The sequence below is a fragment of the Agromyces marinus genome, assembly GCF_021442325.1.
Taxonomy (GTDB): domain Bacteria; phylum Actinomycetota; class Actinomycetes; order Actinomycetales; family Microbacteriaceae; genus Agromyces; species Agromyces marinus.
Genome location: NZ_CP087879.1, coordinates 597,370 through 620,556, shown reverse-complemented (window position 1 = coordinate 620,556; position 23,187 = coordinate 597,370). Strand labels below are relative to the sequence as shown.

21 protein-coding genes are annotated in these 23,187 nt (G+C 71.8%); 10 read left to right on the top strand and 11 right to left on the bottom strand.

All coding sequences use genetic code 11. From position 1 onward, the window contains the following. The first annotated feature begins 137 nt into the window (after window positions 1-137). Complete coding sequence (locus tag DSM26151_RS02935) at window positions 138-809, top strand: superoxide dismutase family protein (RefSeq protein WP_234660934.1); 672 nt, start codon at window positions 138-140, stop codon at window positions 807-809. A gap of 122 nt (window positions 810-931) precedes the next feature. On the opposite strand, the gene DSM26151_RS02930 is transcribed toward DSM26151_RS02935, so the two are convergent. After that, window positions 932-2,419 (bottom strand): HNH endonuclease signature motif containing protein, encoded by a 1,488-nt coding sequence (locus DSM26151_RS02930; RefSeq protein ID WP_234660933.1) that lies wholly within the window; start codon window positions 2,417-2,419, stop codon window positions 932-934. A 148-nt stretch (window positions 2,420-2,567) separates the two neighbouring features. Beyond that, window positions 2,568-5,204 (bottom strand): MMPL family transporter, encoded by a 2,637-nt coding sequence (locus DSM26151_RS02925; RefSeq protein WP_234660932.1) that lies wholly within the window; start codon window positions 5,202-5,204, stop codon window positions 2,568-2,570. A gap of 135 nt (window positions 5,205-5,339) precedes the next feature. Here DSM26151_RS02925 and DSM26151_RS02920 point away from each other — a divergent pair, with 135 nt between their 5' ends. Beyond that, window positions 5,340-5,912, top strand: a complete 573-nt coding sequence (locus DSM26151_RS02920) for a TetR/AcrR family transcriptional regulator (protein WP_234660931.1) — start codon at window positions 5,340-5,342, stop codon at window positions 5,910-5,912. Window positions 5,913-6,000: 88 nt separating this feature from the next. After that, window positions 6,001-7,275: a diaminobutyrate--2-oxoglutarate transaminase gene (ectB, locus tag DSM26151_RS02915; protein ID WP_234660930.1), complete on the top strand. Its 1,275-nt coding sequence runs from the start codon at window positions 6,001-6,003 to the stop codon at window positions 7,273-7,275. 73 nt (window positions 7,276-7,348) lie between these two features. On the opposite strand, the gene DSM26151_RS15150 is transcribed toward ectB, so the two are convergent. Next, window positions 7,349-8,323: an ArsR/SmtB family transcription factor gene (locus DSM26151_RS15150; protein WP_234660929.1), complete on the bottom strand. Its 975-nt coding sequence runs from the start codon at window positions 8,321-8,323 to the stop codon at window positions 7,349-7,351. Window positions 8,324-8,418: 95 nt separating this feature from the next. Between DSM26151_RS15150 and DSM26151_RS02905 the strand changes: the two genes are divergently transcribed. From DSM26151_RS02905 to DSM26151_RS02885, 5 genes are all read left to right on the top strand, one after another. Continuing rightward, entirely contained in the window at window positions 8,419-8,811 is a 393-nt protein-coding gene (locus DSM26151_RS02905; RefSeq protein ID WP_234660928.1) for a cupin domain-containing protein, read from the top strand. Window positions 8,812-8,829: 18 nt separating this feature from the next. Continuing rightward, window positions 8,830-9,120 (top strand): DUF4287 domain-containing protein, encoded by a 291-nt coding sequence (locus DSM26151_RS02900; RefSeq protein ID WP_234660927.1) that lies wholly within the window; start codon window positions 8,830-8,832, stop codon window positions 9,118-9,120. 63 nt (window positions 9,121-9,183) lie between these two features. Then, the gene (locus tag DSM26151_RS02895; RefSeq protein WP_234660926.1) at window positions 9,184-10,635 is read left to right on the top strand and encodes a carboxylesterase family protein; all 1,452 of its coding nucleotides are present in this window, start codon (window positions 9,184-9,186) and stop codon (window positions 10,633-10,635) included. Beyond that, complete coding sequence (locus tag DSM26151_RS02890) at window positions 10,632-11,207, top strand: GNAT family N-acetyltransferase (RefSeq protein ID WP_234660925.1); 576 nt, start codon at window positions 10,632-10,634, stop codon at window positions 11,205-11,207. The genes DSM26151_RS02895 and DSM26151_RS02890 overlap by 4 nt, the downstream gene beginning before the upstream one ends. 179 nt (window positions 11,208-11,386) lie before the next feature. Further along, window positions 11,387-12,703: an MFS transporter gene (locus tag DSM26151_RS02885; protein ID WP_234660924.1), complete on the top strand. Its 1,317-nt coding sequence runs from the start codon at window positions 11,387-11,389 to the stop codon at window positions 12,701-12,703. 70 nt (window positions 12,704-12,773) lie between these two features. Here the strand turns inward: DSM26151_RS02885 and DSM26151_RS02880 are convergent, their stop codons facing one another. The 3 genes from DSM26151_RS02880 to DSM26151_RS02870 all read right to left on the bottom strand — a co-directional run bounded on the left by DSM26151_RS02880 (window position 12,774) and on the right by DSM26151_RS02870 (window position 17,624). Then, window positions 12,774-14,321 carry a SulP family inorganic anion transporter gene (locus tag DSM26151_RS02880; RefSeq protein ID WP_234660923.1) on the bottom strand — a complete coding sequence of 516 codons (1,548 nt, stop codon included), beginning with the start codon at window positions 14,319-14,321 and terminating at the stop codon, window positions 12,774-12,776. A gap of 167 nt (window positions 14,322-14,488) precedes the next feature. Continuing rightward, window positions 14,489-15,781, bottom strand: coding sequence for a ComEC/Rec2 family competence protein (locus DSM26151_RS02875; RefSeq protein ID WP_234660922.1), 1,293 nt, complete (start codon window positions 15,779-15,781; stop codon window positions 14,489-14,491). A gap of 1 nt (window position 15,782) precedes the next feature. Beyond that, entirely contained in the window at window positions 15,783-17,624 is a 1,842-nt protein-coding gene (locus DSM26151_RS02870) for a gluzincin family metallopeptidase (protein ID WP_234660921.1), read from the bottom strand. A 110-nt stretch (window positions 17,625-17,734) separates the two neighbouring features. Between DSM26151_RS02870 and DSM26151_RS02865 the strand changes: the two genes are divergently transcribed. Continuing rightward, a complete protein-coding gene (locus DSM26151_RS02865; RefSeq protein ID WP_234660920.1) occupies window positions 17,735-19,672 on the top strand; it encodes an MDR family MFS transporter in 1,938 nt (645 codons plus the stop codon). Beyond that, window positions 19,672-19,803, top strand: coding sequence for a hypothetical protein (locus tag DSM26151_RS15130; protein ID WP_267963242.1), 132 nt, complete (start codon window positions 19,672-19,674; stop codon window positions 19,801-19,803). Before DSM26151_RS02865 ends, DSM26151_RS15130 begins: the two co-directional genes overlap by 1 nt. On the opposite strand, the gene DSM26151_RS02860 is transcribed toward DSM26151_RS15130, so the two are convergent. The 5 genes from DSM26151_RS02860 to DSM26151_RS02840 form a co-directional block, all read right to left on the bottom strand. After that, window positions 19,785-20,594, bottom strand: a complete 810-nt coding sequence (locus DSM26151_RS02860; RefSeq protein ID WP_234660919.1) for an alpha/beta fold hydrolase — start codon at window positions 20,592-20,594, stop codon at window positions 19,785-19,787. The genes DSM26151_RS15130 and DSM26151_RS02860 overlap by 19 nt on opposite strands. A gap of 53 nt (window positions 20,595-20,647) precedes the next feature. Next, on the bottom strand, window positions 20,648-21,307 hold the full coding sequence (locus tag DSM26151_RS02855; protein ID WP_234660918.1) for an HAAS signaling domain-containing protein: 660 nt from the start codon (window positions 21,305-21,307) through the stop codon (window positions 20,648-20,650). Continuing rightward, on the bottom strand, window positions 21,304-21,636 hold the full coding sequence (locus tag DSM26151_RS02850) for a PadR family transcriptional regulator (RefSeq protein ID WP_234660917.1): 333 nt from the start codon (window positions 21,634-21,636) through the stop codon (window positions 21,304-21,306). Before DSM26151_RS02850 ends, DSM26151_RS02855 begins: the two co-directional genes overlap by 4 nt. Before the next feature lie 77 nt (window positions 21,637-21,713). Beyond that, window positions 21,714-22,616: a bile acid:sodium symporter family protein gene (locus DSM26151_RS02845; RefSeq protein WP_234660916.1), complete on the bottom strand. Its 903-nt coding sequence runs from the start codon at window positions 22,614-22,616 to the stop codon at window positions 21,714-21,716. Between the two features lie 64 nt (window positions 22,617-22,680). Further along, entirely contained in the window at window positions 22,681-23,181 is a 501-nt protein-coding gene (locus DSM26151_RS02840; RefSeq protein WP_234660915.1) for a bifunctional nuclease family protein, read from the bottom strand. Between the last annotated feature and the right edge of the window lie 6 nt (window positions 23,182-23,187).

Genomic DNA, 23,187 nt, shown 5'->3' with positions numbered 1-23,187 from the left:
TCAGATCAGATCAGATCAAATCAGATCAGATCAAATCAGATCCGATCCGGATCGGCACCGGCTCCGAATCCCCATGCAACGGCCGACGACGCCCGCTCGGGGCGACGACCATCGGTCGATGTCCCGAGGAGGACGACATGAGGAACACAACCCGGATCATCACGGCCCTGGTCGCCGGATCGGCCCTCGCGCTCAGCGGCGCAGGCGCCGCGTTCGCGGGCCACGACGGCAACCCGTCCGCGAAGGTCGCGAGCTATTCGTACTCGCTCGACGCGATCCAGCCGACCGACGTACCCGGCTCGCAGGCCGAAGGCAGCACGAGGGTGAAGGCGCTGCCGAACGGCAAGCTGCAGGTCACCGTCGAGGCGTGGGGGCTCTCGCCGAACCTGCCGCACGCCATGCACCTGCACGGCGTGCCCGGACCGGCGACCGACATGGCCTGCCCCGGCCCCGCAGCGGCAGGCGCCGACGGCGTCGTGACCGTGCTCGACGGAGCGCCGTTCTACGGCGGCATCATCACCTCCCTGACCTCGACGGGTGATGTCTCGCCCGCGAGCGCGCTCGCCCTCGACCGCTTCGCGATGTCGGATGCGGACGGGTACCTGTACTACCAGCGCACCTTCACCGACGTGCCCGGGTACACCGACGCCGGGACCGTGCAGGTGGTCGTGCACGGCATCGACTTCGACGGCAACGGCGCGTACGCGTTCAACGCGGACGACCCGTTCTCGAGCCGCCCGTCGTCGCTGAACGCGGGCATCCCGCTCGAGGCGACGGTTCCGGTGCTCTGCGGCGGGATCGCCAACTGACCCCGAGCGCAGTCGGGCAGCGGATGCCGCGGGGAGGGGGATCCCCGCGGCATCCGCTGTGCGCGGATGTCGTGCGCGCGGCGGCGCCCGAGAATGCGTCGGCACGCACCCGCCCGCGGCGGTCACGCCGCCTGGACGGCATGGAGCCACGGCGGTTCGACTTCGTCGACACGACCCGGTGGCGGAGGCTCATCCTCTTCGGAGGGCGCTCCGCCCGGTGGCGGAGGCTCCGTCCGGTCGAACCCGGAGGATTCCGCCGTCCGCGGACTCGGCGGGACGGGATCGAACGGCACCTCGGGGTGGGTCCGCAAGACGTGCCCGGCCGGCGAGGTCCAGCGCAGCACGCCGCCCGGCTCGGCGGCCACGCGCCATCCGCTCTCGTGCTTGAGTCGATGATGCCTGCGACAGAGATGGGCGAGGTTGCCGGCATCGGTGCCGCCCCCGTGGACCCAGGCGGTCGTGTGGTCGAGGTCGGAGCGGACAGCTCGCCGTGAGCACCCCGGGAACCGGCATCGGCCGTCGCGCACCCGCAGGTAGCCGGCGAGATCGGCGCCGACCCGGTAGGCGGTGCGGCCGTACGACAGCGCGGCGCCGGTCTCGGGGTGGACGAGCAGCCGCCGCACGCTCGGCGCGTGCGCGGCGATGACGCGCGCGGTCTCGGCGTCGATCGGGCCGTACCCGTCGAGCTCGGCCGGCTCGTCCGTCGCGCCGAGCAGGCTGAGCACGGGAACGGTCACCGTCACGCGCGGCACGATGCGGCGGGTGTCGGCCGCGGCGCCCCCATCGAGGACGCCTGACACGAGCAGGTCGGCGGCGAGGTCGACGCACCGCTGCGCGTGCGTGCGCGCATCGCGCAGCCCTGCGGGCGGCGACTGCCTCGCGCGATCGGCGGATGCCGCGGCGAGCGAGTCGAGGCGATCGACGATGGCGACCGCGCGTTCGGCCCCGATGAAGCGGCTCAGCCACGCCATGCCGTCGGGCGCCGGATCGAGGTGGATGCGACGCTCGTCGGCGGCGCGACGGCGCCGCGATGCGAGTGATTCGGGGTGCAGCCGTTCGCGGAGACGCCGGACCCGCTGTCGGAAGGCGATGCTCGTGCGGCTCCCGGCGTCGGCGAGCGCGCGCTGCTCGAGGTCGGCCGCGACGTCGGCCGGGAGGTCGCGCGTCAGTTCGAGCATCGAGCGGACGTGCGCGACACCGACCGCGCCCGCGGCGAGCGCTGCGAGCGTGTCTGCGCGCGGCCCCACGAGCCGACCGGCGTCGGCCGCGAGCCGGCCCGCGGTCGCCTCGGGCGCGACGAGCACGGTCGCGAGTTCGGCGACGAACGATCGCGTCGCCAGGTCTCGCTCGGCCGCCCCGCTCGACCCGCTCACGCCCTCGAGCTCGGCATGGAGCCGCCGTGCCGCCTCGATCAGGACGACCTGCTGCGCCTGCGCCCAACGGATCATCCGCTCGGTCGCGGCGATGTCGGCGAGTACCTCGCCGAGGGCATCCGTCTCGCCGAGGGCGAGTGCCTCGCCGACGGCATCGGGGAACGCCGCATCGGCCGGAACGCCGGGCGCACCACTCGGCGCGAGGCGCTCGAGCTCGGTGGTCTGGGGCGGCGTCATGCGCTGAGTCAAGCAGTACCCACCGACATCCGAACGACCGGCGATCCCCGACCGGAAGCGCTTTCCGGGCGCATGGCCGAGGCCGACGGCAACCGTCGGATGCCGCGGGCGCGCGCCCACGGCATCCGTCGACATCGACCAGGCCGTGCTACCCGACCGGCTGCCGGCCCTCCTCGGTCGCGGCCGTGTCGCCGCCGACATCGGCCGCGGCGCCACCGGCATCGCCGGCGGCCGCCGGCCCGGCACCGTGCACCGGATGCGTCCGCTCGAGCGCCGAACCCTCGACATCCACGTTCGGGAGGATCCGGTCGAGCCACTTCGGCAGCCACCACGCGGATTCGCCGAGCAGGTGCATGACCGCGGGGATGAGCAGCATCCGCACGATGAAGGCGTCGAACAGCACGCCGATCGCGAGGCCGAAGCCGAGCGGACGGACCATCGTGAGGTGCGAGAAGACGAACCCGCCGAACACCGAGACCATGATGATGGCCGCGGCGGTGACGACCGCTCGCCCGTTGCGCATGCCGGCGACGACCGCGGTGCGCGCGGGCACGCCGTGCACCCACGCCTCGCGCATGCCCGAGACGAGGAACAGCTGGTAGTCCATCGCGAGGCCGAACAGGACGCCCATGATGATGATCGGCGCGAAGTTCAGCACGGGGCCGGGGTCGTGCACGCCGAACACGTCGCCGAACCAGCCCCACTGGTAGATCGCGACGACCGCGCCGAACGCGGCGAACAGCGACAGCACGAAGCCCGCGGTCGCGACGAGCGGCACGAGGATCGAGCGGAACACGAGCACCAGGATGATGAGCGACAGGCCGACGACGAGCGCCAGGTAGACCGGCAGAACTCCGGCGAGCTTGGCGGAGATGTCGATGTTGCCGCTCGCCTGGCCCGCGACGCCGAGCTCGAGGTCGCCCTCGAGCCCCGCACCGTCGACACCCGCACCGTCGCCACCCGCGTCGGCGGCGTCGAGCGGCGACAGCGCACGCAGGTCGTGCACGAGCTGCTCGGTCGACTCGCTCGACGGCCCGTCGACGGGGACGACCTGGAACGCGAGGAAGTCGTCGTCGGCGGAGACCCCGACCGGGGCGACCGCGACCACGCCGTCCTCCACGAGGAGCCGCTCGGCGAGGCTCGCCTGGATCCCGATGATCGCGTCGTCGTCGACCGACTCCGGCAGCGAGACGGTCACGAGCAGCGGGCCGTTCTGGCCCGCGCCGAACGCGTCGGCGACCGCCGTGTACGCCCGGTACTGCGTGGAGTCCGCGGCCTCCGACGAGCCGTCGGGCAGGCCGAGGCGCATGGACAGCGCCGGGATCGCGACGATGAGGAGGGCGACGATGGCGAGCGCGGCCCGGAGCAGGGCGCGCCCGGTCTTCATGGGCTTCAGCTCGGGGCGCGCGTGCGCCTCGTGGCCGACCTGCGCGCGAGCGCGGCGGTTCAGCACGCGGATGCCGATGAGCCCGAGCAGTGCGGGCGTCAGCGTGACCGCGATGAGCACGGCGATGAGCACGCAGACCGCGCCGACCGTGCCCATGACGCCGAGGAACGGGATGCCGGTCACGTTCAGCGCGAGCAGGGCGACGAGCACGGTCGAGCCGGCGAACACGACCGCGTTGCCCGAGGTTCCGTTCGCGAGCGCGATGGACTCGCGGATCTCCATGCCCGCGAACACCTGCCTGCGGTGGCGGTTGATGATGAACAGCGCGTAGTCGATGCCGACCGCGAGCCCGAGCATGACGCCGAGCACGGGCGTGACCGACGTCATGTCGACGACGCCCGAGAGCGCCATCGACCCGGCGACGCCGACGCCGACGCCCACGAGCGACGAGATGATGGGCAGCACCGCGGGCAGCAGGGTGCGGAACATGATGATGAGCACGAGGAGGGCGAGCACGACGCCGACGACCTCGCCGATGCCGATCAGCCCGTCGATGCTCGCCGCGATCTCGGTCGAGTAGTCGACCTGCACGCCCTCGATGCCGGCGCCGTCGAGCTCGTCGGCGACCTCGGCCTTGAGCCCGTCGGAGAGCGTGAACAGGTCGTCCTCGAACATGACCGCACCGGTCGCGACGCTGCCGTCCTCCGACACGGTCCTGATCTCGGATGCCGCGTCGACGAGTCGCTGGGCGTCTTCGAGCTGCGCGCGCTGCGCGGGCAGCTCGGCGACGCCCGAGTCGAGCTCGGCGCGCTGCGCGTCGAGCTGCGCGCGGCTCGCGTCGAGTTCGGCCTGCTGCGCAGCGAACTGCTCCTCGGCGAACGCGTACGTGCCGTCGGCCTGCGCCTGGGCGACGGCCGCGTCGAGCTGGGCCTGTCCGGCATCGAGCTGCTGCTCGGCGGCATCCAGCTGCGCCATGCCCGCCTCGACCTGCGCCTCGGCGTCGTCGAGCTGGGCTGCGCCGTCGGCGAGCTGCTGCTCCTGGTCGGCGCGGTCGGATGCCGCGACGAACGGGTCGATGACGTCTTCGACGCCGTCGACCTCGGCGATGCCGCCGAGGAGGTCGCCGATCGCCGCCTGCTGCGCGTCGGTGAACGCCGAGCCGTCGTCGGTCTGGAACACGACCGTGCCGGTCGCTCCCCCGAGGCCGTCGAGCTCGTCGGTGAGCTGCTCGTTCACGCGCTCGGTCTCGGTGCCGGGGATGCTCATGCTCGAGGTGAGCGTGCCGCCGAACGCGAGGAAGGCGCCGACGGCCATGGCGAGGGCGACGATCCACCCGACCACGACCGTCCACGAGCGCCGCGCGGAGAACCGGCCGAGCCGGTAGAGGTGTTCTGCCATGCCGAGCTGCCTTTCGGATCACGAGGTGGACGGCGCACCATCGAGCCGCATCGAGGATACCCGACGAGTGTCGGAAATCCGACATGCGTCGGCGAACCGGCGATCACGATGTCCGGTGACTGGCAGAATCCCCCTGTGGACGTCAGGGTCGAGCGCACGCGGCGCGCACTCCAGGAAGCGCTGTTCGCGCTCGCGCGCGAGCATCCGCTCGAGGAGGTCACGGTCGCCGAGATCGTGACCCGCGCCGGCGTGAACCGCAGCAGTTTCTACCAGCACTACTCCGACAAGGAGACCCTGCTCGCCGACGCGCTCGACGCGGCAGCCGGGCTCGCCGGTGCCGACCTCCCCGAGGTGGCCGAGCCGCTCGCCGGCCCGCCGCAGGCGCTGTTCGACTACCTCTCGCACCTCGACGAGAACGCCGAGGTCTACCGGCGCGTGCTCGGCCCGCACGGCTCCGCGGTCGTCATGGCACGCCTGCGCGGCCGCCTCGAGGCGATCGTGCAGGAGGGCATCACCCGGTCCGGCACGCCCGCGTTCGAGGGCCTCCCGCTCGACGTCGTGAGCGCCGGCATCGCCGGCTCGGCGCTCGGCGTGATCGAGGCGTGGCTCGCGCGCGAACCGCGCCCGTCGGTGGCGGTCGCCGCCGACTGGGTGTGGCGGGTGCTGCTCGGCCCGGGCGGGTCGTGGCCGGCCGCCGGCGAGCGCTGATCGGCGACGGATGCCGCGTGCACGGGACTCCCGGGCGGAGCGTCTAGTCTCATCTCACCGTCCCTTCCTCGAGAGGAGCCGCCCTGCCATGAGCAGCGCCATCGCCCTGGATGTCTTCGACCGTCGCGAATCAGAGGTGCGCGGGTACGTCCGCGCATTCCCGACCGTGTTCGACCGGGCCGCGGGCTCGACGCTCGTCGACGCCGACGGTCGCGAGTACCTCGACTTCTTCGCGGGCGCGGGCGTGCTCAACTACGGCCACAACAACCCGGCGTTCACGGCTGCGCTCATCGAGTACCTCGAGCACGGCGGCATCATCCACGGCCTCGACATGGCCACCTCGGCCAAGAAGGCGTTCATCGAGGCGTTCGAACGACTCGTGCTCGCGCCGCGCGGACTCGACCACAAGCTCCAGTTCACCGGCCCCACCGGAGCCAACGCCGTCGAGGCGGCGCTCAAGGTCGCCCGCCAGGCGACCGGCCGCTCGAACGTCGTCGCGTTCACGAACGCCTTCCACGGCCTGAGCCTCGGCGGCCTCGCCACGACGGGCAACAGCCACTACCGCGCAGCGGCGGGCGTCGGCCTCGACGACGTCGCGCGCCTGCCGTTCGACGGCTACCTCGGCCCGGACGTGGACACGCTCGACCTCTTCGAGCGGATGCTCGACGACCCGGGCTCGGGGCTCGACCTCCCGGCCGCGGTCATCGTCGAGGCGGTCCAGGGCGAGGGCGGCATCAACGTCGCGAGCCCGGGCTGGCTGCGGCGCCTGCGCGCGATCACCGAGGCACGCGGCATCCTGCTCATCCTCGACGAGATCCAGGCCGGCGTCGGCCGCACGGGCGCGTTCTTCGCGTTCGAGGAGTCGGGCATCGTGCCCGACATCGTGACGGTGTCGAAGTCGATCTCGGGCTCGGGCCTGCCGATGTCGCTCGTACTGCTCCGCCCCGAGGTGGACGTCTGGAAGCCGGGCGCCCACACCGGCACGTTCCGGGGCAACAACCTCGCGTTCGTGTCGGCGAGCGTCGCGCTCGAGACGTACTGGGCCGACTCCGCGTTCATGGAGGACGTCGCCGCGAAGTCCGCACTGCTGCGGGCCGAGCTCGAGGCGATCGCCGCCGAGCACGCCGACCTCGGCTTCGTCGTCCGCGGCCGCGGACTCTTCCAGGGCATCGCGTGCGACGCCGACCGCACGCTCGCGGGGCGCGTGTCGAAGGCGGCGTTCGAGCGCGGCCTCGTCATCGAGACCTCCGGCGCGCACGACGAGGTGCTGAAGTTCCTGCCCGCCCTCACGATCACCGAGGACGAGCTGCGCCGCGGCCTCGCGATCGTGCGCGAGAGCCTCGCAGCGGTCCTCGCGGGCTGACCGCCGGCGCCCGGCCCTGCTCCGCCCGGCCCGGCGGGGCGGCGCCTGCGCAACGGCGCGGGCGGCGCCGAGGTCACACCCCGGCGCCGACCAGCGCCTCGCCGAGCGGCGTCCGCAGGTGCAGCACCCGCGCACCGTCGCGGCGACTCGCGACGAGCCCGGCGTCGCGAAGGACGCCGAGGTGGTGCGACGCGGTCGAGATCGCGAGCCCGACGTCGGCGGCGACCTGCGAGGTCGTCCGCGCGTCGTGCGCGCCCAGCAGGATCGCCGCGCGAGCGGACCCGAGCAGGGCGCCGAGCGCATCGGCGAGCGCCGTGGCATCCGTCGCCCAGTTCTCCGTGACGCCCTGCGCCGGGTAGAACACGGTGGGCTGCGCGGGCGGCTCGGTCAGGACCATGGGCCCGGTGCCCCCGAGAACGGATGGCACGAGCACGATGCCGGTCCCCCGGCAGTCGAGCACCTCGGAGTGCTGGGTGAGCCGGACGCGAAGGGCGCCGTCGTGCCAGCCGATCCGATGGTGCAGGCCCTCGACCATGACGCTGATGCCGTCGGTCGTGATGCGACGGGCGCGAACCGCGATGTCGGCGCGCAGGATGCGTTCGAGCTGCGGCCAGACGGGTGCGACCAGCGCGTACCAGAGTTCGAGCCAGGCGTCGGCGATCATCGCGCGGGCGCGCGGCAGGTCGTCGAGCAGGTGCAGGACGGCCTCCCGCCGCGCGCCGGTCGACCGGGCGGCCACCTTGCCGAGATCGACGCGCATCCCGTCGTCGGGGATCTCGCGCAGCCGAGCCGCCTCATCGGCCGGCACGAGATCCCAGGTCGGGGTCGTCGTGAGGAAGTCCGGGAAGTACCCCGATTCCCGGACGAGGACGGCGAACAGGGCGAAGGCCTCACGGGGAACGCGTTCCCGGACCCCGCGCAGCCACCCCCACTGGAGCGGATGGTCGGCGGGCCGCTGCAGCACGCGCACGGCGTGGCACAGCTCGTGACCGGGTGAGACGCCGAACCGGATCGCCGAGACGTCACCCGGCGCGAGTCGGAAGTCCACGTATCGAGGCTCCATGGCCGTCCCCTCCGCGACGCATGTTTCGATCCGGATCGAAACGCTACCCGGAGCGGATGCCGCAGCGCGAGCCTTTCCCCATGAACGCCGCAGAGATCACCCTCGCACCGACCATGACCGCTCCGGCGGGCGAGGTCGTCGTCCCGCCGGCCTCGTTGCTGCTCGGGACCAGCCGCACGCGCCGATTCGTCGGCCGCGAGCACGGCGCCGGCATCTCCTACTTCTTCGTCGACTACGACAACGGCGAGGGCCCCGGGCTGCACTGGCATCCGTACACCGAGACCTGGTACGTCATCGAGGGCACCGCCGAACTCACCCTCGGCGAGCGCCGGATCATCGCCCGCACGGGCGACACGGCGACCGTGCCCGCGGGCGTCTGGCACCGCTTCGAGAACGTCGGCGACGACCGACTGAAGGTGCTGTGCATCCACGCCTCCGACGTCATCGTCCAGACCTGGGCCGACGAGGCCTGAAACCGGAAGGAGCACGTCATGTCGTTCCAGTCGTACCTCGACAACATCGAGGCCAGGACCGGGCTCACCCCGCGCGAGTTCGTCGCGCTGGCCGACGAGCGGGGCTTCGGACCCGGTACGAAGGCCGCACCCATCGTCGACTGGCTCGCCGCCGACTACGGCCTCGGCCGCGGCCACGCCATGGCCCTCGTCCACGTCATCACGAAGGGTCCGCAGATCAGCGCGAAGCACGTCGACAGCGGCGGGACGCACAGCGACCCGAGCGACACGCTGTGGCTCGACGGGGCTGCGACCAACCCCCATCGGTGAGCACGTCGGCGGGCGCGGATAGCCTGTGCATGTCCGCACCCGCCGCGACCGATGGAGCCCGCCATGACGCACCCGGACCCGATGCCCGACGTCGGCTCGACCGCGACTTCGATCTCGGGCGCGAGCGCGAGCGCCAACGCCAGCGCCAGCGCGGGCGCGAGCGCGACCTCGGGGCCCAGCGGGGAGCGGACGTCGTTCCGCGCCCGCTCCGGCGCGGCGTTCGCCGCGCTCGCGGGCGAGGGCGTCGTGCGCATCCGCAATCTGCGCTACGCGACCGCGGGGCGGTACGGGCTTCCGCGCCCGGTCGCACTCGACCCCGACGAGGCCGCCCCGCTGCTGGAGATCCGTCGGGCGTGCCCCCAGCCGGCGAGCCCCAGCGCACGCCTGCTCGGCGAACCGCTCCGCGGGGTCGAGTTCGACGAGGACTGCCTTCGGCTGTCGATCACCCGCCCCGCAGAGGACCGGGGCGAGCGCATGCCCGTCCTGGTCTGGGTCCACGGCGGCTCGCACGTGTCGGGCGCGGGCGACCTCGCCGGGTACGACCCGGCGGCACTCGTGCGCGAACAGGGCGTACTCGTGGTCGCCGTGACCAGCAGGCTCGGCCAGCTCGGCTACCCGACCGACGACGCGCACCCCGCGAACCTCGCGCTCCACGACCTCATCGCCGCGTTCCGCTGGGTGCGCGCGCACATCGCCGAGTTCGGCGGCGACCCCGAGCGGGTCACGGCGTGGGGCCAGTCGTCCGGGGCCGATGCGATCGCGCACGTCCTGGCCGCCGACGGCGCGGACGGGCTCTTCCGACGCGTCATCCTGCAGAGCGCGCCGTTCGGGATCCGCCGGGGGCGGGCCGAGATGCAGGAGCGCATGCGGGTCGCGGCAGGCCCACTCGATCCCGCGGCGCCCATCGACGACGTGTTCGCCGCGCAGGCCGATGCGAAGGCGGCCGCCGCCGGATCGGGCCTGCGCTCCGCGATGCCGTTCGGGCCGCGGTACGGCCGCGCGCCCCTCCCGGAAGAGGCTGCGGTCGAGCGACGATGGCGCGAGCGCGCGGCGAGCCTCGACGTGCTCGTGACCTGCAACCGCGACGAGACGTCGTTCTTCTTCGAGGTCGACCCGAAGCTCGCCGCGCTCGCCGCGCGGCCGGTCGTCGGCAGGATGCTGAGGCGCCTCGTGACCTCCCGCACGACCGACGGCGTCTACCGGAGGGACGGCCGGCGCTTCGCCCGGTTGCTCGCCTCGGCGGGGGCGAACGTGCGGTTCGGCGAGTTCGACGGGCACCCCGCGGGCGGCTCCCTCGGGTCGACCCACGCGATCGAGCTGGCGCTGCTCTTCCCCGCGGCCGAGGCGTGGGCGGGCACGCCGCTGCTCGCGCCGCACGGCGATGAGGCGCTCGTCGAGGCGGGCTCGGCGCTGCGCGCCGCGTGGGGCGGCTTCGCACGCGACGGGCGGATCGCGGACACCGCGGTCCCGACCGGGAGCGGATGGACCGGCGGCCTCAGGGTGCTCGGCGCATGAGCATCGAGGTCCGGCCCGCAGTGGCATTCGACGATGTCGCCGCCGTCATCGGGCCGAAGCGTCCCGATTCGAACGTGTGCTTCTGCCTGAGCTACCGACTGCGATCCTCGAAGGAGAACCTCGCCCTGCGCGGGCCGGAGCGCGGGGATCGCGTACGCGAGCTGTGCGGCGAGGATCCGGCGCCGGGCGTCGTCGCGTACGACGGCGACGAACCGGTCGGCTGGGCCGCGATCCACCCGCGCGCCGACACGAGCTTCGCGACGAATCGCCGCATCCCGCACGTGGACGACCTCGACGTGTGGTCGCTGTGGTGCGTGCGCGTCCGGCCCGGGCACCGCAAGCAGGGCGTCTCGCACCACCTCGTCGCGGGCGCGGTCCGGTTCGCCCGCGAGCACGGCGCCCCGATGGTCGAGGCGTATCCGGTCGACAACGGCGGCGAGCGGGTCGACCTGACGATGGCCTACGTCGGCACGCGCGCGACGTTCGAGCGCGCCGGCTTCGTGAAGGCCGCCGACACGACGAGCGTGCTCAACGGCTTCCCGCGCGTGCTCATGCGCCTCGACCTGCGCTGAGCCCTGCCTGCGCTGAACCCCGGCGCCGCGCCCCGCGCCGAACCCCGGCTGGCACGTGTCGCCGTCGTGCGCTATGGTCATGTTTCCAACCGAACGATCGGTCGGGAAACCCATGCATACGGCGCGACGACCCGCGCCGACCCCTGAATATCAGCCCTGCCCAGAACAACGGAGTTCGCATGACCGCAGTCCAGGAACCCACGCGCACCGCGCGCATGTCCACCGAGGAGCGCAAGGTCCTCGCCGGAACGCTCGTCGGCACGTCCATCGAGTGGTACGACTTCTTCATCTACGCCCAGGCCGCGGGCCTCGTCCTCGCGCCGTTGTTCCTCGCCCCGGTCGCCGAGGCGAACCCGACGCTCGCGCAGGTGCTCGCCTTCGCGACGATCGGCATCTCGTTCCTGTTCCGCCCGCTCGGCGCGATCGTCGCCGGCTGGCTCGGCGACAAGCTCGGCCGCAAGAAGATGCTGGTCTTCACGCTCATCCTCATGGGCCTGTCGACCTCGCTCATCGGGTTCCTCCCGACCTACGCCGCCATCGGCATCGCCGCACCCATCCTGCTGATCACGCTGCGCATCCTCCAGGGCTTCTCTGCCGGTGGCGAGTGGGGCGGCGCCGCGCTCATGTCGGTCGAGCACGCACCGAAGGGCCGCCGCGGCTTCTTCGGCGCGTTCCCGCAGATCGGCGTCCCCGTCGGCATGATCCTCGCGACGTTCACGCTGTGGGTCATCACGACCTCGATGTCGCCCGAGGCGTTCCTCGAGTGGGGATGGCGCATCCCGTTCCTGCTCTCGATCGTGCTCATCGCAGTCGGCTACATGATCCGCCGCTCGGTCGAGGAGAGCCCGGTCTTCCACCAGCTGCAGGAGCGCAAGAAGGAATCGTCGGCTCCGCTGAAGGACCTGTTCCGTTCGAACACGAAGAACGTCATCCTCACCGCGATCATCTTCATCGCCAACAACGCCGCGGGCTACCTGCTCATCGCATTCTTCGCGACCTACGCGGTCAAGTCGCTCGGCATGGACCGCCCGACGGTGCTGCTCGCGACGACGTTCGCGTCGTTCGGCTGGCTGGTCTTCACCCTCTGGGGCGGCGCGCTCTCCGACCGTCTCGGCCGGATCCGCACCTTCCAGATCGGCTACGTCTTCCTCGCGCTGTGGGCGATCCCGATGTGGTTCCTCATCGACACCGGCGACATCCTCTGGTACTTCGTCGCGCTGTTCCTGATGACCTTCGGACTCGGCCTCTCCTACGGCCCGCAGGCGGCCCTGTACGCGGAGATGTTCCCCGCGAACGTGCGCTACTCGGGCGTCTCGATCGGGTACGCCCTCGGCGCGATCCTCGGCGGCGCATTCGCCCCGATGATCGCCGAGGCGCTGCTCGGCGCGACGGGCCAGTCGTGGACGATCGGCCTGTACATCGCGATCGCCGCGGTCATCTCGCTCATCGGAGTCTCGCTCGTGAAGGAGACCAAGGGCGTCGACCTCAGCGCCTGAGCGCTCAGGACGAACCGAGGGGCGGATGCCACGTGGCATCCGCCCCTCGTCGCGTCTGCGGCGGGGCGCGTCAGTGCCCGGCGCCGAGGCGGCCGGCCAGGCGCTGGTGCATCTCGGAGCTCGCCTCGTTGAGCCCCTCGATGACGACGCGTACGCCGTGGTGGTCGTACTTGGTCGTGATCGCGTCGAGCGCCGCCACGGTCGATGCGTCCCAGATGTGCGAGCGCGACATGTCGATCACGACCCGCTCGGGGTCGTCGGCGTAGGCGAACTGCGTCGTGAGGTCGTTCGACGAGGCGAAGAACAGCTCGCCCTCGACGGTGTAGTACGCGGTCGGCACGGGCTCGTCGAGGGCGACGCGACGCGTCACCGTCGCGAAGTGCGCGACGCGACGGGCGAACGCGACCATCGCCACCACGACGCCGACGATGACGCCGATCGCGAGGTTGTGCGTGGCGACGACGACCGCGACCGTGGCGACCATCACGGCCGTCTCCGACTTCGGCATGCGTCGCAGGGTCGACCACCGGATCGAGTGCCAGTCGAACGTCGCGACCGAGACCATGATCATGACCGCGACGAGCGCGGCCATGGGGATGATCGCGACGAGGTCGCCGAGCACGAGGACGAGCACGAGCAGGAACACTCCCGCGAGGAACGTCGAGATGCGCGTGCGGGCGCCCGAGACCTTGACGTTGATCATGGTCTGGCCGATCATCGCGCACCCGCCCATGCCGCCGAAGAGGCCGGAGAGCACGTTCGCCACGCCCTGTCCGAGCGACTCCCGGGTCTTGTTCGAGCGCGTGTCGGTGATGTCGTCGACGAGCTTGGCCGTCATGAGCGACTCCATGAGGCCGACGAGCGCCATCGCGAGCGCGTAGGGCGCGATGATCGCGAACGTGTCCCAGGTGAGCGGCACGTCGGGGATGAACAGTTCGGGCAGGCTCTGCGGCAGGTCGCCCTGGTCGCCGACGGTCGGCACCTGCCACCCGGCCGAGACGACGAGGACGGTGATCGCGACGATCGCGATGAGCGGTGCCGGAACCGCCTTCGTCAGGCGCGGCAGCCCGACCATGATCAGGATCCCCGCCGCGACGAGCGGATAGACCAGCCACGGCACGCCGACCAACTGCGGGACCTGCGCCGCGAAGATGAGGATCGCGAGGGCGTTGACGAAGCCGACCATGACGCTGCGGGGGATGAACCGCATGAGCTTCGCGACGCCCGCGAGCCCGAGTGCCAGCTGGAAGAGGCCGGCGAGGATCACGGTCGCGATGAAGTACTCGATGCCGTACTCGCGGGCGACGGGGGCGATCACGAGCGCGACCGCGCCGGTCGCGGCGGTGATCATCGCCGGACGGCCGCCGAGGAAGGCGATCGAGACGGCCATGACGAACGACGAGAACAGTCCGAGCCGTGGGTCGACGCCCGCGATGATCGAGAACGAGATCGCCTCGGGGATGAGCGCGAGCGCGACGACGAGGCCTGCGAGCGCTTCGCGGGTCAGCAGTCGCGGGCTGCGCAGTGCGGCGAGCACGGTGTTCGGGTCGCGGCGGCGTGCGGCGGCCGAGTCACGGCCGGGGTCGCCGGAGGCGGTGGGGCGTGCGGGCGCGGTCATTGGGGTTCCGATCGGTGGGCGAGGTGAGGCGGGGGTCTCGAGTGCGCGCCCCGTCGCGCGCGGCCGGGTGGGCCGGTAGGGGCCGCGGATGCCGCGACCGACGTGCCACCCTACCCGCTCGTCGCGCGAGCGCCACTTCGACCGTGCGACCGCACGCGCCGAGGGCGTCAGCCGACGCGGAAGCGCACCTCGCTCCAGAGCTCGTCGGGGCCGACCTCGATCTCGAGGTCGCCGTCGGCACCCGAACCCGGGTCGTCGGCGCGGATCACGTGCGCCCCGCTGTCGTGCAGCGCCTCGAGGATCCTGCCCTCGGGGATCGCGTGCTTCCACCGCTCGACCGTGCCGACCGGAACCATCGCGACGCCGCCCTCGCGGACCAGACGCTCGGCGACGGGCTTCGGCGTCGAGTTGTGCGAGCCGTGGTGGCCGACCTTGATGAAGTCGGCGCCGAGCACGAGCGCGCTCGCGTGCTCGTCGCCGAGCACGTGTTCCCACGCCCCGTGCTGGGAGTCGCCGACGAAGACGAACCGGGCCCCGCGCACCTCGAGCACGAAGAACAGGCTCGTGTTGTTCACCGAGCGCTCGAGAACGGATGCCGCCCGCAGCAGCGCCTCCTCGTCGAGCGCGAGCCGTCCCAGTCGCATCGCGTCGCGCGACCGGATGAGCTGGACCGGAACCCGCTCTCGGGTCTCGTCGCGGGCGACCGCGTACATGGGGTCGAAGAGGTCGCGGCGCTCGTCACCGGGATCCTGCTCGTCTGCCGCGTCGCGGAGCCAGCGCACGGCGGGCGGCGGGTCCATGCGCTTCAGGAACGCCGGGTCGCGCGAGGGCCCGAGCACGTGCACGACCGCGTCACCCGTACCGAGTTCGATGCGGTTGCGTTCGGCCCGCCGGTCGGGCAGGAACCGGACGACGTGGCGCTCCGCTCCACCGCGGAACCCGCCGTCGACCAGTCGCGCCGCGGCCTCGAGGTTCGGGCCGGAGTTCACGGCGAAGTCCATCGCGAGCGCGAGGCGCGGTCGCGAGTCGAGCGAGCGGCCGTCAGCGGCGAGTCCGATGAGGCGCTCGAGTGCGACCGCCGATTCGACGAGCCCGTGCCGGATCGCGTTCGCGTCATCGTCCCGGTCGTCTTCGACGAACGGGACCCACACTTCGCCGACCTCGACCTCGGCCCACGCGTCGTCGGCGAAGCCCGAGACATGGTCGGCGTGGCGGTGGCTGGCCGCGACGACATCCAGCCTCGGCCGACCGTCGGGGCTCTCCTCGACGAGGTGTGCGATGACCGCCGCGACCACCTCGCCGATGCTGCGGGTTCCGCCGGCGACGGGTGCCCGCCCGTGGCTGTGCACGCCGCAGTCGAGCAGCATCCGCCACACCCGATCGCCCTCGGCGACCGTGACGAGGAAGCAGTCGCCGAAGCCGGGGTTGTACATGCGGATCGTCACGCTCGCCTCGGACACGTCAGTCCCCCTCCGGCTCGTGCAGGCTCGCGAAGGTGAGCCTGGCGACGGCCGGCTCGTCGACCCAGATCGCGAGCGGGTCGCGGTCTTCGACGTCGCCGAACCAGTCGCGGATGCCACGGAGGCGGGTTTCGCCCGCCTCGTGCTGCTCGCGGGCGTGCGGCCTGAGCGGCTCGGCGGTGCCGGCGAGCGCCGCGGACGACCTCGACGGGAGCGGCTTGGCCACGAGCCATCGCACTCCCCCGTCGACGTCGGCGATCACGGTGCACCCGGCGTAGAGCCTGGTCCGGGTGTCCCGGTCCGCTCCCGACTCCAGGTCTTCGCGTCGCTGCACGACCTGGAGGAAGATGCGCGGGTGCGGCTGCCCGTCCGCACCCGATTGGAATCCCACGTGCATGCCGAGCACGCGCATCCCGCCCGTGCCGGGGTCGAGCCCGAGTTCGACCGCGTGCGCCTTCGCCCACGCGAGCGCCTGGGCGTGCACGCCGCGGGATCGTTGCCGGGCGGCTCCCCCTGCCGCCTCCTGGCTGGATGCCGCCGGGTCGAGCTTGATCGTCGAGTCGAGGATGAGCGGGCCGAGGTCGACGGCCGCGTCGCCGACGGTCAGGCTGAGCGGCCTCGGCGGTCGCCGCCACAGCAGCGCCTGGTCGGCGAGGGAGACCACCCCGGGCGGGAAGATGCCGCGGCGGCGCAACGCTTCGACGAGGTGCCCTCGGAGGTTGATCGCGTCGTCGGGGAAGAGGTCGCGGTCCGCGGTGACGACGGCGCGCACGACGTCGCCGAACGTGACGTCGACCGGCGGCAGGTAGTCGAACCCGCGCACGACCATGCCGAGCACGCGGTCGGCGTTGCGCACCGCTTCGCCGGCGATCCTGCGCACGAGGTCGGGCGAGAGCTCGCCGTCGCCGAGCACGCCCGACCCACCCGTGGCCAGGCGGCGCAGATCGGCGATCTGGGCCTTGTACGTCGCGAGGTAGGCGTCGAACACGGCGGCGACGAAGATCGCGCCGCGCGTGTGCGGTTCGCGGGTCTCGCGGAACTCGGCCGGAACCGGCTCGGAACCGACGGCCGAACGCAGCGGCCCGCCCCGGCCGGTCGAGCGGCCGAACTCGTCGGCGAGCGAGAGGAGCGCCGCGGCATCCGCCAGTTCGCTTCGGGATGCCGCGACGAACTCCTCGACGATGTCTCGGAACAGGAAGTGGTGGAACAGTGCGACGAGGTCGGCGAACGCCTCGTGGAATGCGAACACGTCGGGGTTGGTCGCGATCGTGAACAGCGGTCGCATGCGGTGCACGATCGCGTGGGTGACCTCGTGGGCGATGATGTCGACCGACAGGCACGTGAAGAGCATCTGCCCCGGCAGGTTCGCCTCGGTGTCGGTCTCGCCGGCGCGGTAGTAGCCGAACAGCACGGCGCGACGCTCGGGATCGAAGTAGGCGTTGCGCCCGAAGAAGGCGTGCGGCACGAGCCGCAGCCGGTCGTCGCCGCGCCATCGGAACCGGCGGCCCGTGAACCGCTGGAACCGTTCGATCACGCTCATCGTGACCGCGTAGGCGATCTGCTGGTGCGAACGCGGGTCGCTCTCCGAAGGTCGCAGGCCGTCCTGGGCGAGCACGGGCGGGTCGTCGAGGTCGACCGGCTGGTACCAGCAGCGCCTGGTCGCGTCGTAGTCGACGACCTGCACGAGTTCGCCGTCCGGCCCGGCCTTCAGGCCGGTCTCGAACGGGATGTCGAGCGTGAGGAACCGCCCGCTCAGGCGCGAGCTCATCGGGTCGAACGCGAACGCGCGGAGCCGGCGCCGGTCGGGCGCCGGCACCGACGGCAGGTTGTGGGTGGAGAGCATCGCGGGCCTCCTCGCGGGGCATCGCGAACGGATGCCACGTGGCCGAGGCTAGGCCTCGCCCGGGTCCGACGCGACAGGGAACACCCTGAGAGGTCTACGATGCCCCTGTCATGACGAATCCACCCCCGGCCTCGACGCCGCTGATGTCGCACAGGCAGATCCTCTTCGTGATCTTCGGCCTCATGGCGGGCATGTTCCTCTCGGCGCTCGACCAGACGGTCGTGGGCACCGCCATCCGCACGATCGGCGACGACCTCGACGGGCTCAGCCAGCAGGCGTGGGTGACGACGGCGTACCTGATCCTGTCGACCATCTCGACGCCGATCTACGGCAAGCTCTCGGACATCTTCGGTCGCAGGCCGTTGTTCATCGCGGCGATCGTGATCTTCATGGCCGGCTCGCTCCTGGCGACCTTCTCGACCTCGATGCTCGAGCTCGCGGCGTTCCGCGCGATCCAGGGGCTCGGCGCGGGCGGGCTCATGTCGATGCCGCTCGCGATCATGGGCGACATGCTCGCGCCGCGCGAGCGTGCGCGCTACCAGGGCTACTTCCTCGCGGTGTTCGGCATCTCGAGCCTCATCGGGCCGCTCGTGGGCGGACTGTTCGCCGGCGCCGAGGAGATCCTCGGGATCTCGGGCTGGCGCTGGGTGTTCCTCATCAACGTGCCCATCGGGTTGGTCGCGCTCGCCGTCGTCATGCGCTTCCTGCACCTGCCGCGGCACGAGCACCCCGGCGTGCGCATCGACTGGTGGGGCGCGAGCGCGATCATCGTCGGCCTGGTTCCGCTGCTGCTCGTGGCGGAGGAGGGGCGCGACTGGGGTTGGACGAGCCCCCTCGCGATCGCGTGCTACGCGCTCGGCGCGACCGGCCTCACGGCCTTCGTCTTCATCGAGCGGGCGATGGGCGACGACGCGATCATCCCGCTCAAGCTGTTCCGTTCCGCGACGTTCTCGATGGCCACGGTCATCGGCGTCTTCGTCGGATTCGGGATGTTCGGCGCGATGCTCACGCTCCCGCTGTACCTGCAGCTCGTCCTCGGTTCGACGCCGACCGAGAGCGGCCTCCAGATGCTGCCGATGATCCTCGGGCTGATGGTCGCGTCGATCGCGAGCGGGCAGATCATCGCCCGCACCGGCCACTATCGGATCTTCCCGATCCTCGGGACCGCGCTGCTCGCGGCAGGCTTCCTCGATCTCACGACCCTCCAGCACGATTCGTCGTACTGGGTCATGGCCGGGGCGATGCTCCTCATCGGGCTGGGCCTCGGGCAGCTCATGCAGACGCTCACGATCGCGAGCCAGAACTCCGTGGGCCTGCGCGACATGGGCGTCGCGACGAGCGCGTCCACGTTCTTCCGGCAGATCGGCGGAACCGCGGGAACGGCGGTACTCCTCTCACTGCTGTTCACGCTCGTGCCCCAGAACGTGACCGTGTCGCTCTCCGACGACGAGACGCTCACGGCCGCGCTCGACGCCGCCCTCGACCCGGCCGTGGCCGAAGCCCCGGAGAACGCCGCGATCATGGCGACGGTCTACGGGCCGATCGTCGAGCCGATCGTGGCGAACCTGCCGCCGCAGGTCGATCTCGGCGACGACGCGACGCGGGCTCAGGTCGTCGATGAGGCGCTGCCCGCGATCACGGCGGCGCTCGCCGACCCGTCCGCAGGCGAGGGCGAGGACGGCGCGGTCGGCGGCGGGGCCCTCGACGACACGTCGTTCCTCACGGGTGCCGACCCGCGGCTGACCGAGCCGTTTCTCGTCGCATTCAACGAGTCGGCCGTGGCGGTCTACCGGGTCGCTCTCGGGGTCGTGTTCGTGGCGTTCGTGCTCTCGCTGTTCTTCCGGACCCCGCCGCTGCGCGCCAAGTCGGCCATGCAGGAGGCCGCCGACGAACGGGCCGCACGCGAGTCCGCGGTCGGCGGCGCAGACGTGGATGAGACCGCTGACACGGGCTCGATCGCGACCCTCGCCGCCGGCGAGGCCGGCGCCATGGTCGAACCCGGCGGCGACGTCTCGCACCACGACCGCGGTTCGCGCGGCATCGAGTGATGGCCGGCACTCCCGCCGCCCGATCCCGCGTGCTCGGGGCGGTCGTCGACGGGCAGACGCGGTGCGTGTGCGCCGCCGCGTTCAACCCGCGGTGCCGGCTGCACACGCAGCTCTACTTCGAGACGGCCTGACCGCCGAGGAACTCGACCGCCGCTCGCCGGAAGTGACGCGATCCCGGTGCGTTGAAGTGGTGCCGCCCGGGCACCTCGACGAACGTGCCCGCCGGAGTCGCCTCTGCGAGCGCGCGCGACTGCTCGATGATCGCGTCGTCGGTGCCCGTGGCGAACAGGATCGGCTGCGTGGGCGGGTCGGCCGGGTCCGGATCGGCGTCGCCGTCGCGCATGCCCTCGGCGAGGGCGACGAGCGCGCGGACGTCGTTGCCGTCGACGCGTTCGGCGAGCTCGACGTACGACTTCGTCACGGGGTCGGCGATCGGCGTGCCGTGCTCGGCGTAGGCGCGCGCCTGATCGAGGTGCATGCGGGCGAGCGGGCGGCCGTCGGGGATCCCGCCGAGCACGGCCCGCTCGATGCGGCCGGGCGCCTGCACGGCGACCTGCCAGCCGACCCGCGCGCCGAGCGAGTAGCCCGTGTACGCCACGGTGTCGATGAGGTAGGTGTCGAGGACGGCTTCGAGGTCCGCGACGAAGTTCGCCATCCCGTACGCGATCGCCTCGTGCGGCCGGTCGCTCGCCCCGTGCCCGCGCTGATCGACGCCGAGCACCCGGAATCCGGCGCGCGTGAGGTCGCGCACCCACCCGGTGCTCACCCAGTTGTCGCGGCAGCTCGACGCGAAGCCGTGCACGCACAGCACGGTCGGCAGGTCGTGATCGCCCCACGAGTACGTCGCGATGCGTCGCCCTTCGGGCGACATGATGAACTTCGGCTTCGGCAGATCGGTGAGGTCGGGATGCGAGCGCGCCATGCGCCCATTCTCGCGTGCGGGTCGACCAGGCCGGGCAGTGCCGTCTCGAGACGTCATCCCCGCCGCAGCCCCCGCCAGAGCAGCCAGATGCCGACCACGACCGGCAGCAGCATGCCGAGCAGGATGCCGGAGTGCCACCCGCTGAACCCGAACGGCATGATGGGCGAGGCCACCTCCCCGGTGTCTCCCGCCCCCACACGGGTCGTGACGGCCGAGAGCCATGCGATCAGCAGCACCGCCGCCGGTACCCCGACGACCACGAGCGTCGCCGTCCACTTCTCCCACCGCTGCCACGCGTTCGAGAGCCACATGAGCACGATTCCGACGACCCAGCCTGCGATGGGGACGACGAATCCGCCGAATGCGACCGTGAGCGAGGTCACGACGACGTACCAGCGCGGTGAGACCGCCGAGACGGATGCCGCGGGCGAAGCCGCGGCCACCGCAGCGGATGCCGCGGGCGAAGCCGCGGCCACCGCAGCGGGTCGGGGCGTGCTCCCGTCCGATGCGTCGGTGCGCGCCTCGGCGGCGATCGCGCTCGGGTCGCCGAGCTGCTCGATTCGCGTGGCCGCCGCCGGGGCGTCGAGCCCGGCGAGGTCGGCGGCGATGCCGTCGAGGATGTCCCGGCGCATCGGGTCCGGCACGCCCTCGAGTGCGGCATCGAGTTCGCGGAGGTACCCGCGCACGACCTGTGGTCGGGTGTCGTTCATCATCGGGGTTCCCTTCCGATCAGGTCGTCGACCGTGGCGCTGAACGCGGCCCATTGGCTGCGGAACTGCGTGAGTTCGCCCGTTCCGCGCTCGGTCAAGCGGTAGTACTTGCGCGTCGGGCCCACGTCGGAGTCCTGGGTGTACGTCTCGACCACCCCCCTGGTCCGCAGCCTCGCGAGCAGCGGGTAGAGCGTTCCGGCGCTCGCGACGATGCCGTGCCCGCCGAGGGCCTCGGCGAGCTCCCACCCGTAGTGCGGCCGCTCGCGGAGTAGGCCGAGCACGCACTGCTCGGCGACGCCCCGGCGCAGCTGCGCGGTGGGATCCACTGTCATGCACCGCATACTACCTTGCAACGCAAGAATGCGTCGACTGGCCGGGTTCGGCCGGTTCAACCCCGGAGGCGAACGATCTACGACGTGCCGTGCGCGCCCGAGGCTTCCGTCGCAGGCTCGGCCGCGGCATCCGCCCCTCTGCCCCTGATGAGGAACCCGAACGCGAGCGCGACGAAGAACATGAGCACGCCGTAGACCGCGGCAGGCAGGCTCATCTCGACGCTGCCGATGACGGTCTGCGCGATCACGATCGCGAGGGTGGCGTTGTGGATGCCGATCTCGAACGAACTCGCCACGGCCTGGCGTCGTTCGACGCGCAGCAGTCGGGGAACGAGGTAACCGATGCCGAGGCTCAGCACGCAGAAGAGCACCGTGATGCCCGCCAGGCGCCCGAAGTTCTCGACGAGCAGGTCGAAGTTCGACGCGATCGCCCCGCCGATGACGACCACGAGGATCACGATCGACGCGATGCGCACCGGACGGTCCATCCGGTCGGCGAACCCGGCCCGCCACCGGCGCACGAGCATGCCCGCCACAACGGGCAGCAGCACGATCGCGAAGACCTCGACCGTCTTGGCCAGCTGGAGCCCGAGCCCGTCATCGCCCGGGAGGAAGAACGCGATCGACAGGTTCGCGATGAGCGGCAGCGTGAACACCGCGATGACCGAGTTCAGCGCGGTCAACGAGATGTTCAGCGCGACGTCGCCGCGGAACAGGTGGGAGTAGAGGTTCGCGGTCGTTCCGCCCGGCGAGGCGGCGAGCAGCATCATTCCCACGGCGAGCACCGGCGGCAGGTCGAAGAGCAGCACGAGCCCGAAGCAGATCGCGGGAAGCAGCACGAGCTGGCACGCGAGGGCCACGAGCACCGCCTTCGGCTGCGTCGCGACCCGCGCGAAGTCGCGCGGGGTCAGGCTGAGCCCGAGGCCGAACATGATGATGCCCAGGGCGACCGGAAGTCCGATCGTCGTCAGTGGCCCCATTGATCACTCCTTCGTGAAAGACCGTGCGTCACAGTCTGGAGTGCATCGGACCCGCTTGTCGACGTCAGCCCTGGAAATCCTCGGGATCGACTTCGTCGAGGAACTTCTTGAACTCCTCGAGCTTCTCGTCGTCGGCGCTGTCGTGGTGCTCGACCATCTCGGCGGGGATGCCGGCTTCGTCCATGACCGCGTCCGCGACGTGCAGCGGGGCGTCGACGCGCACGGCGAGCCCGATGGCATCCGACGGCCGGGCATCGAGCACGATCGGCCCTGCGGGCGTGGCGAGCGTGAGCAGCGCGTAGAAGGTCCCCTCCTCGATCCTGACGACCTCGATGCGCTCCACGGTCGCATCGAGCGAGCCGAAGACCGCGACCATCAGGTCGAGCGTGAGCGGCCGGGGCGCGTGATCGCCGCCCAGGGCGATGAGGATCGAGGTCGCCTCCTGCTCGCCGATCCAGATCGGCAGGACGCGCCCCTCGCCCGTCTCGTCGGCGAGGGGCTTGAGCAGGACGATGTGCTGGCGGGCCGCGTCGAGCGCGACCCCGAGGACGCGGACCTGGACCATGGCGCC

Coding starts and splice junctions, on each gene's coding strand:
- DSM26151_RS02935 (WP_234660934.1), top strand. CDS start 138: ATGAGGAACACAACCCGGATCATCACGGCCCTGGTCGCCGGATCGGCC.
- DSM26151_RS02930 (WP_234660933.1), bottom strand. CDS start 2,419: ATGACGCCGCCCCAGACCACCGAGCTCGAGCGCCTCGCGCCGAGTGGT.
- DSM26151_RS02925 (WP_234660932.1), bottom strand. CDS start 5,204: ATGGCAGAACACCTCTACCGGCTCGGCCGGTTCTCCGCGCGGCGCTCG.
- ectB (WP_234660930.1), top strand. CDS start 6,001: ATGAGCAGCGCCATCGCCCTGGATGTCTTCGACCGTCGCGAATCAGAG.
- DSM26151_RS02905 (WP_234660928.1), top strand. CDS start 8,419: ATGAACGCCGCAGAGATCACCCTCGCACCGACCATGACCGCTCCGGCG.
- DSM26151_RS02900 (WP_234660927.1), top strand. CDS start 8,830: ATGTCGTTCCAGTCGTACCTCGACAACATCGAGGCCAGGACCGGGCTC.
- DSM26151_RS02895 (WP_234660926.1), top strand. CDS start 9,184: ATGACGCACCCGGACCCGATGCCCGACGTCGGCTCGACCGCGACTTCG.
- DSM26151_RS02890 (WP_234660925.1), top strand. CDS start 10,632: ATGAGCATCGAGGTCCGGCCCGCAGTGGCATTCGACGATGTCGCCGCC.
- DSM26151_RS02885 (WP_234660924.1), top strand. CDS start 11,387: ATGACCGCAGTCCAGGAACCCACGCGCACCGCGCGCATGTCCACCGAG.
- DSM26151_RS02880 (WP_234660923.1), bottom strand. CDS start 14,321: ATGACCGCGCCCGCACGCCCCACCGCCTCCGGCGACCCCGGCCGTGAC.
- DSM26151_RS02870 (WP_234660921.1), bottom strand. CDS start 17,624: ATGCTCTCCACCCACAACCTGCCGTCGGTGCCGGCGCCCGACCGGCGC.
- DSM26151_RS02865 (WP_234660920.1), top strand. CDS start 17,735: ATGACGAATCCACCCCCGGCCTCGACGCCGCTGATGTCGCACAGGCAG.
- DSM26151_RS15130 (WP_267963242.1), top strand. CDS start 19,672: ATGGCCGGCACTCCCGCCGCCCGATCCCGCGTGCTCGGGGCGGTCGTC.
- DSM26151_RS02860 (WP_234660919.1), bottom strand. CDS start 20,594: ATGGCGCGCTCGCATCCCGACCTCACCGATCTGCCGAAGCCGAAGTTC.
- DSM26151_RS02855 (WP_234660918.1), bottom strand. CDS start 21,307: ATGATGAACGACACCCGACCACAGGTCGTGCGCGGGTACCTCCGCGAA.
- DSM26151_RS02850 (WP_234660917.1), bottom strand. CDS start 21,636: ATGACAGTGGATCCCACCGCGCAGCTGCGCCGGGGCGTCGCCGAGCAG.
- DSM26151_RS02845 (WP_234660916.1), bottom strand. CDS start 22,616: ATGGGGCCACTGACGACGATCGGACTTCCGGTCGCCCTGGGCATCATC.
- DSM26151_RS02840 (WP_234660915.1), bottom strand. CDS start 23,181: ATGGTCCAGGTCCGCGTCCTCGGGGTCGCGCTCGACGCGGCCCGCCAG.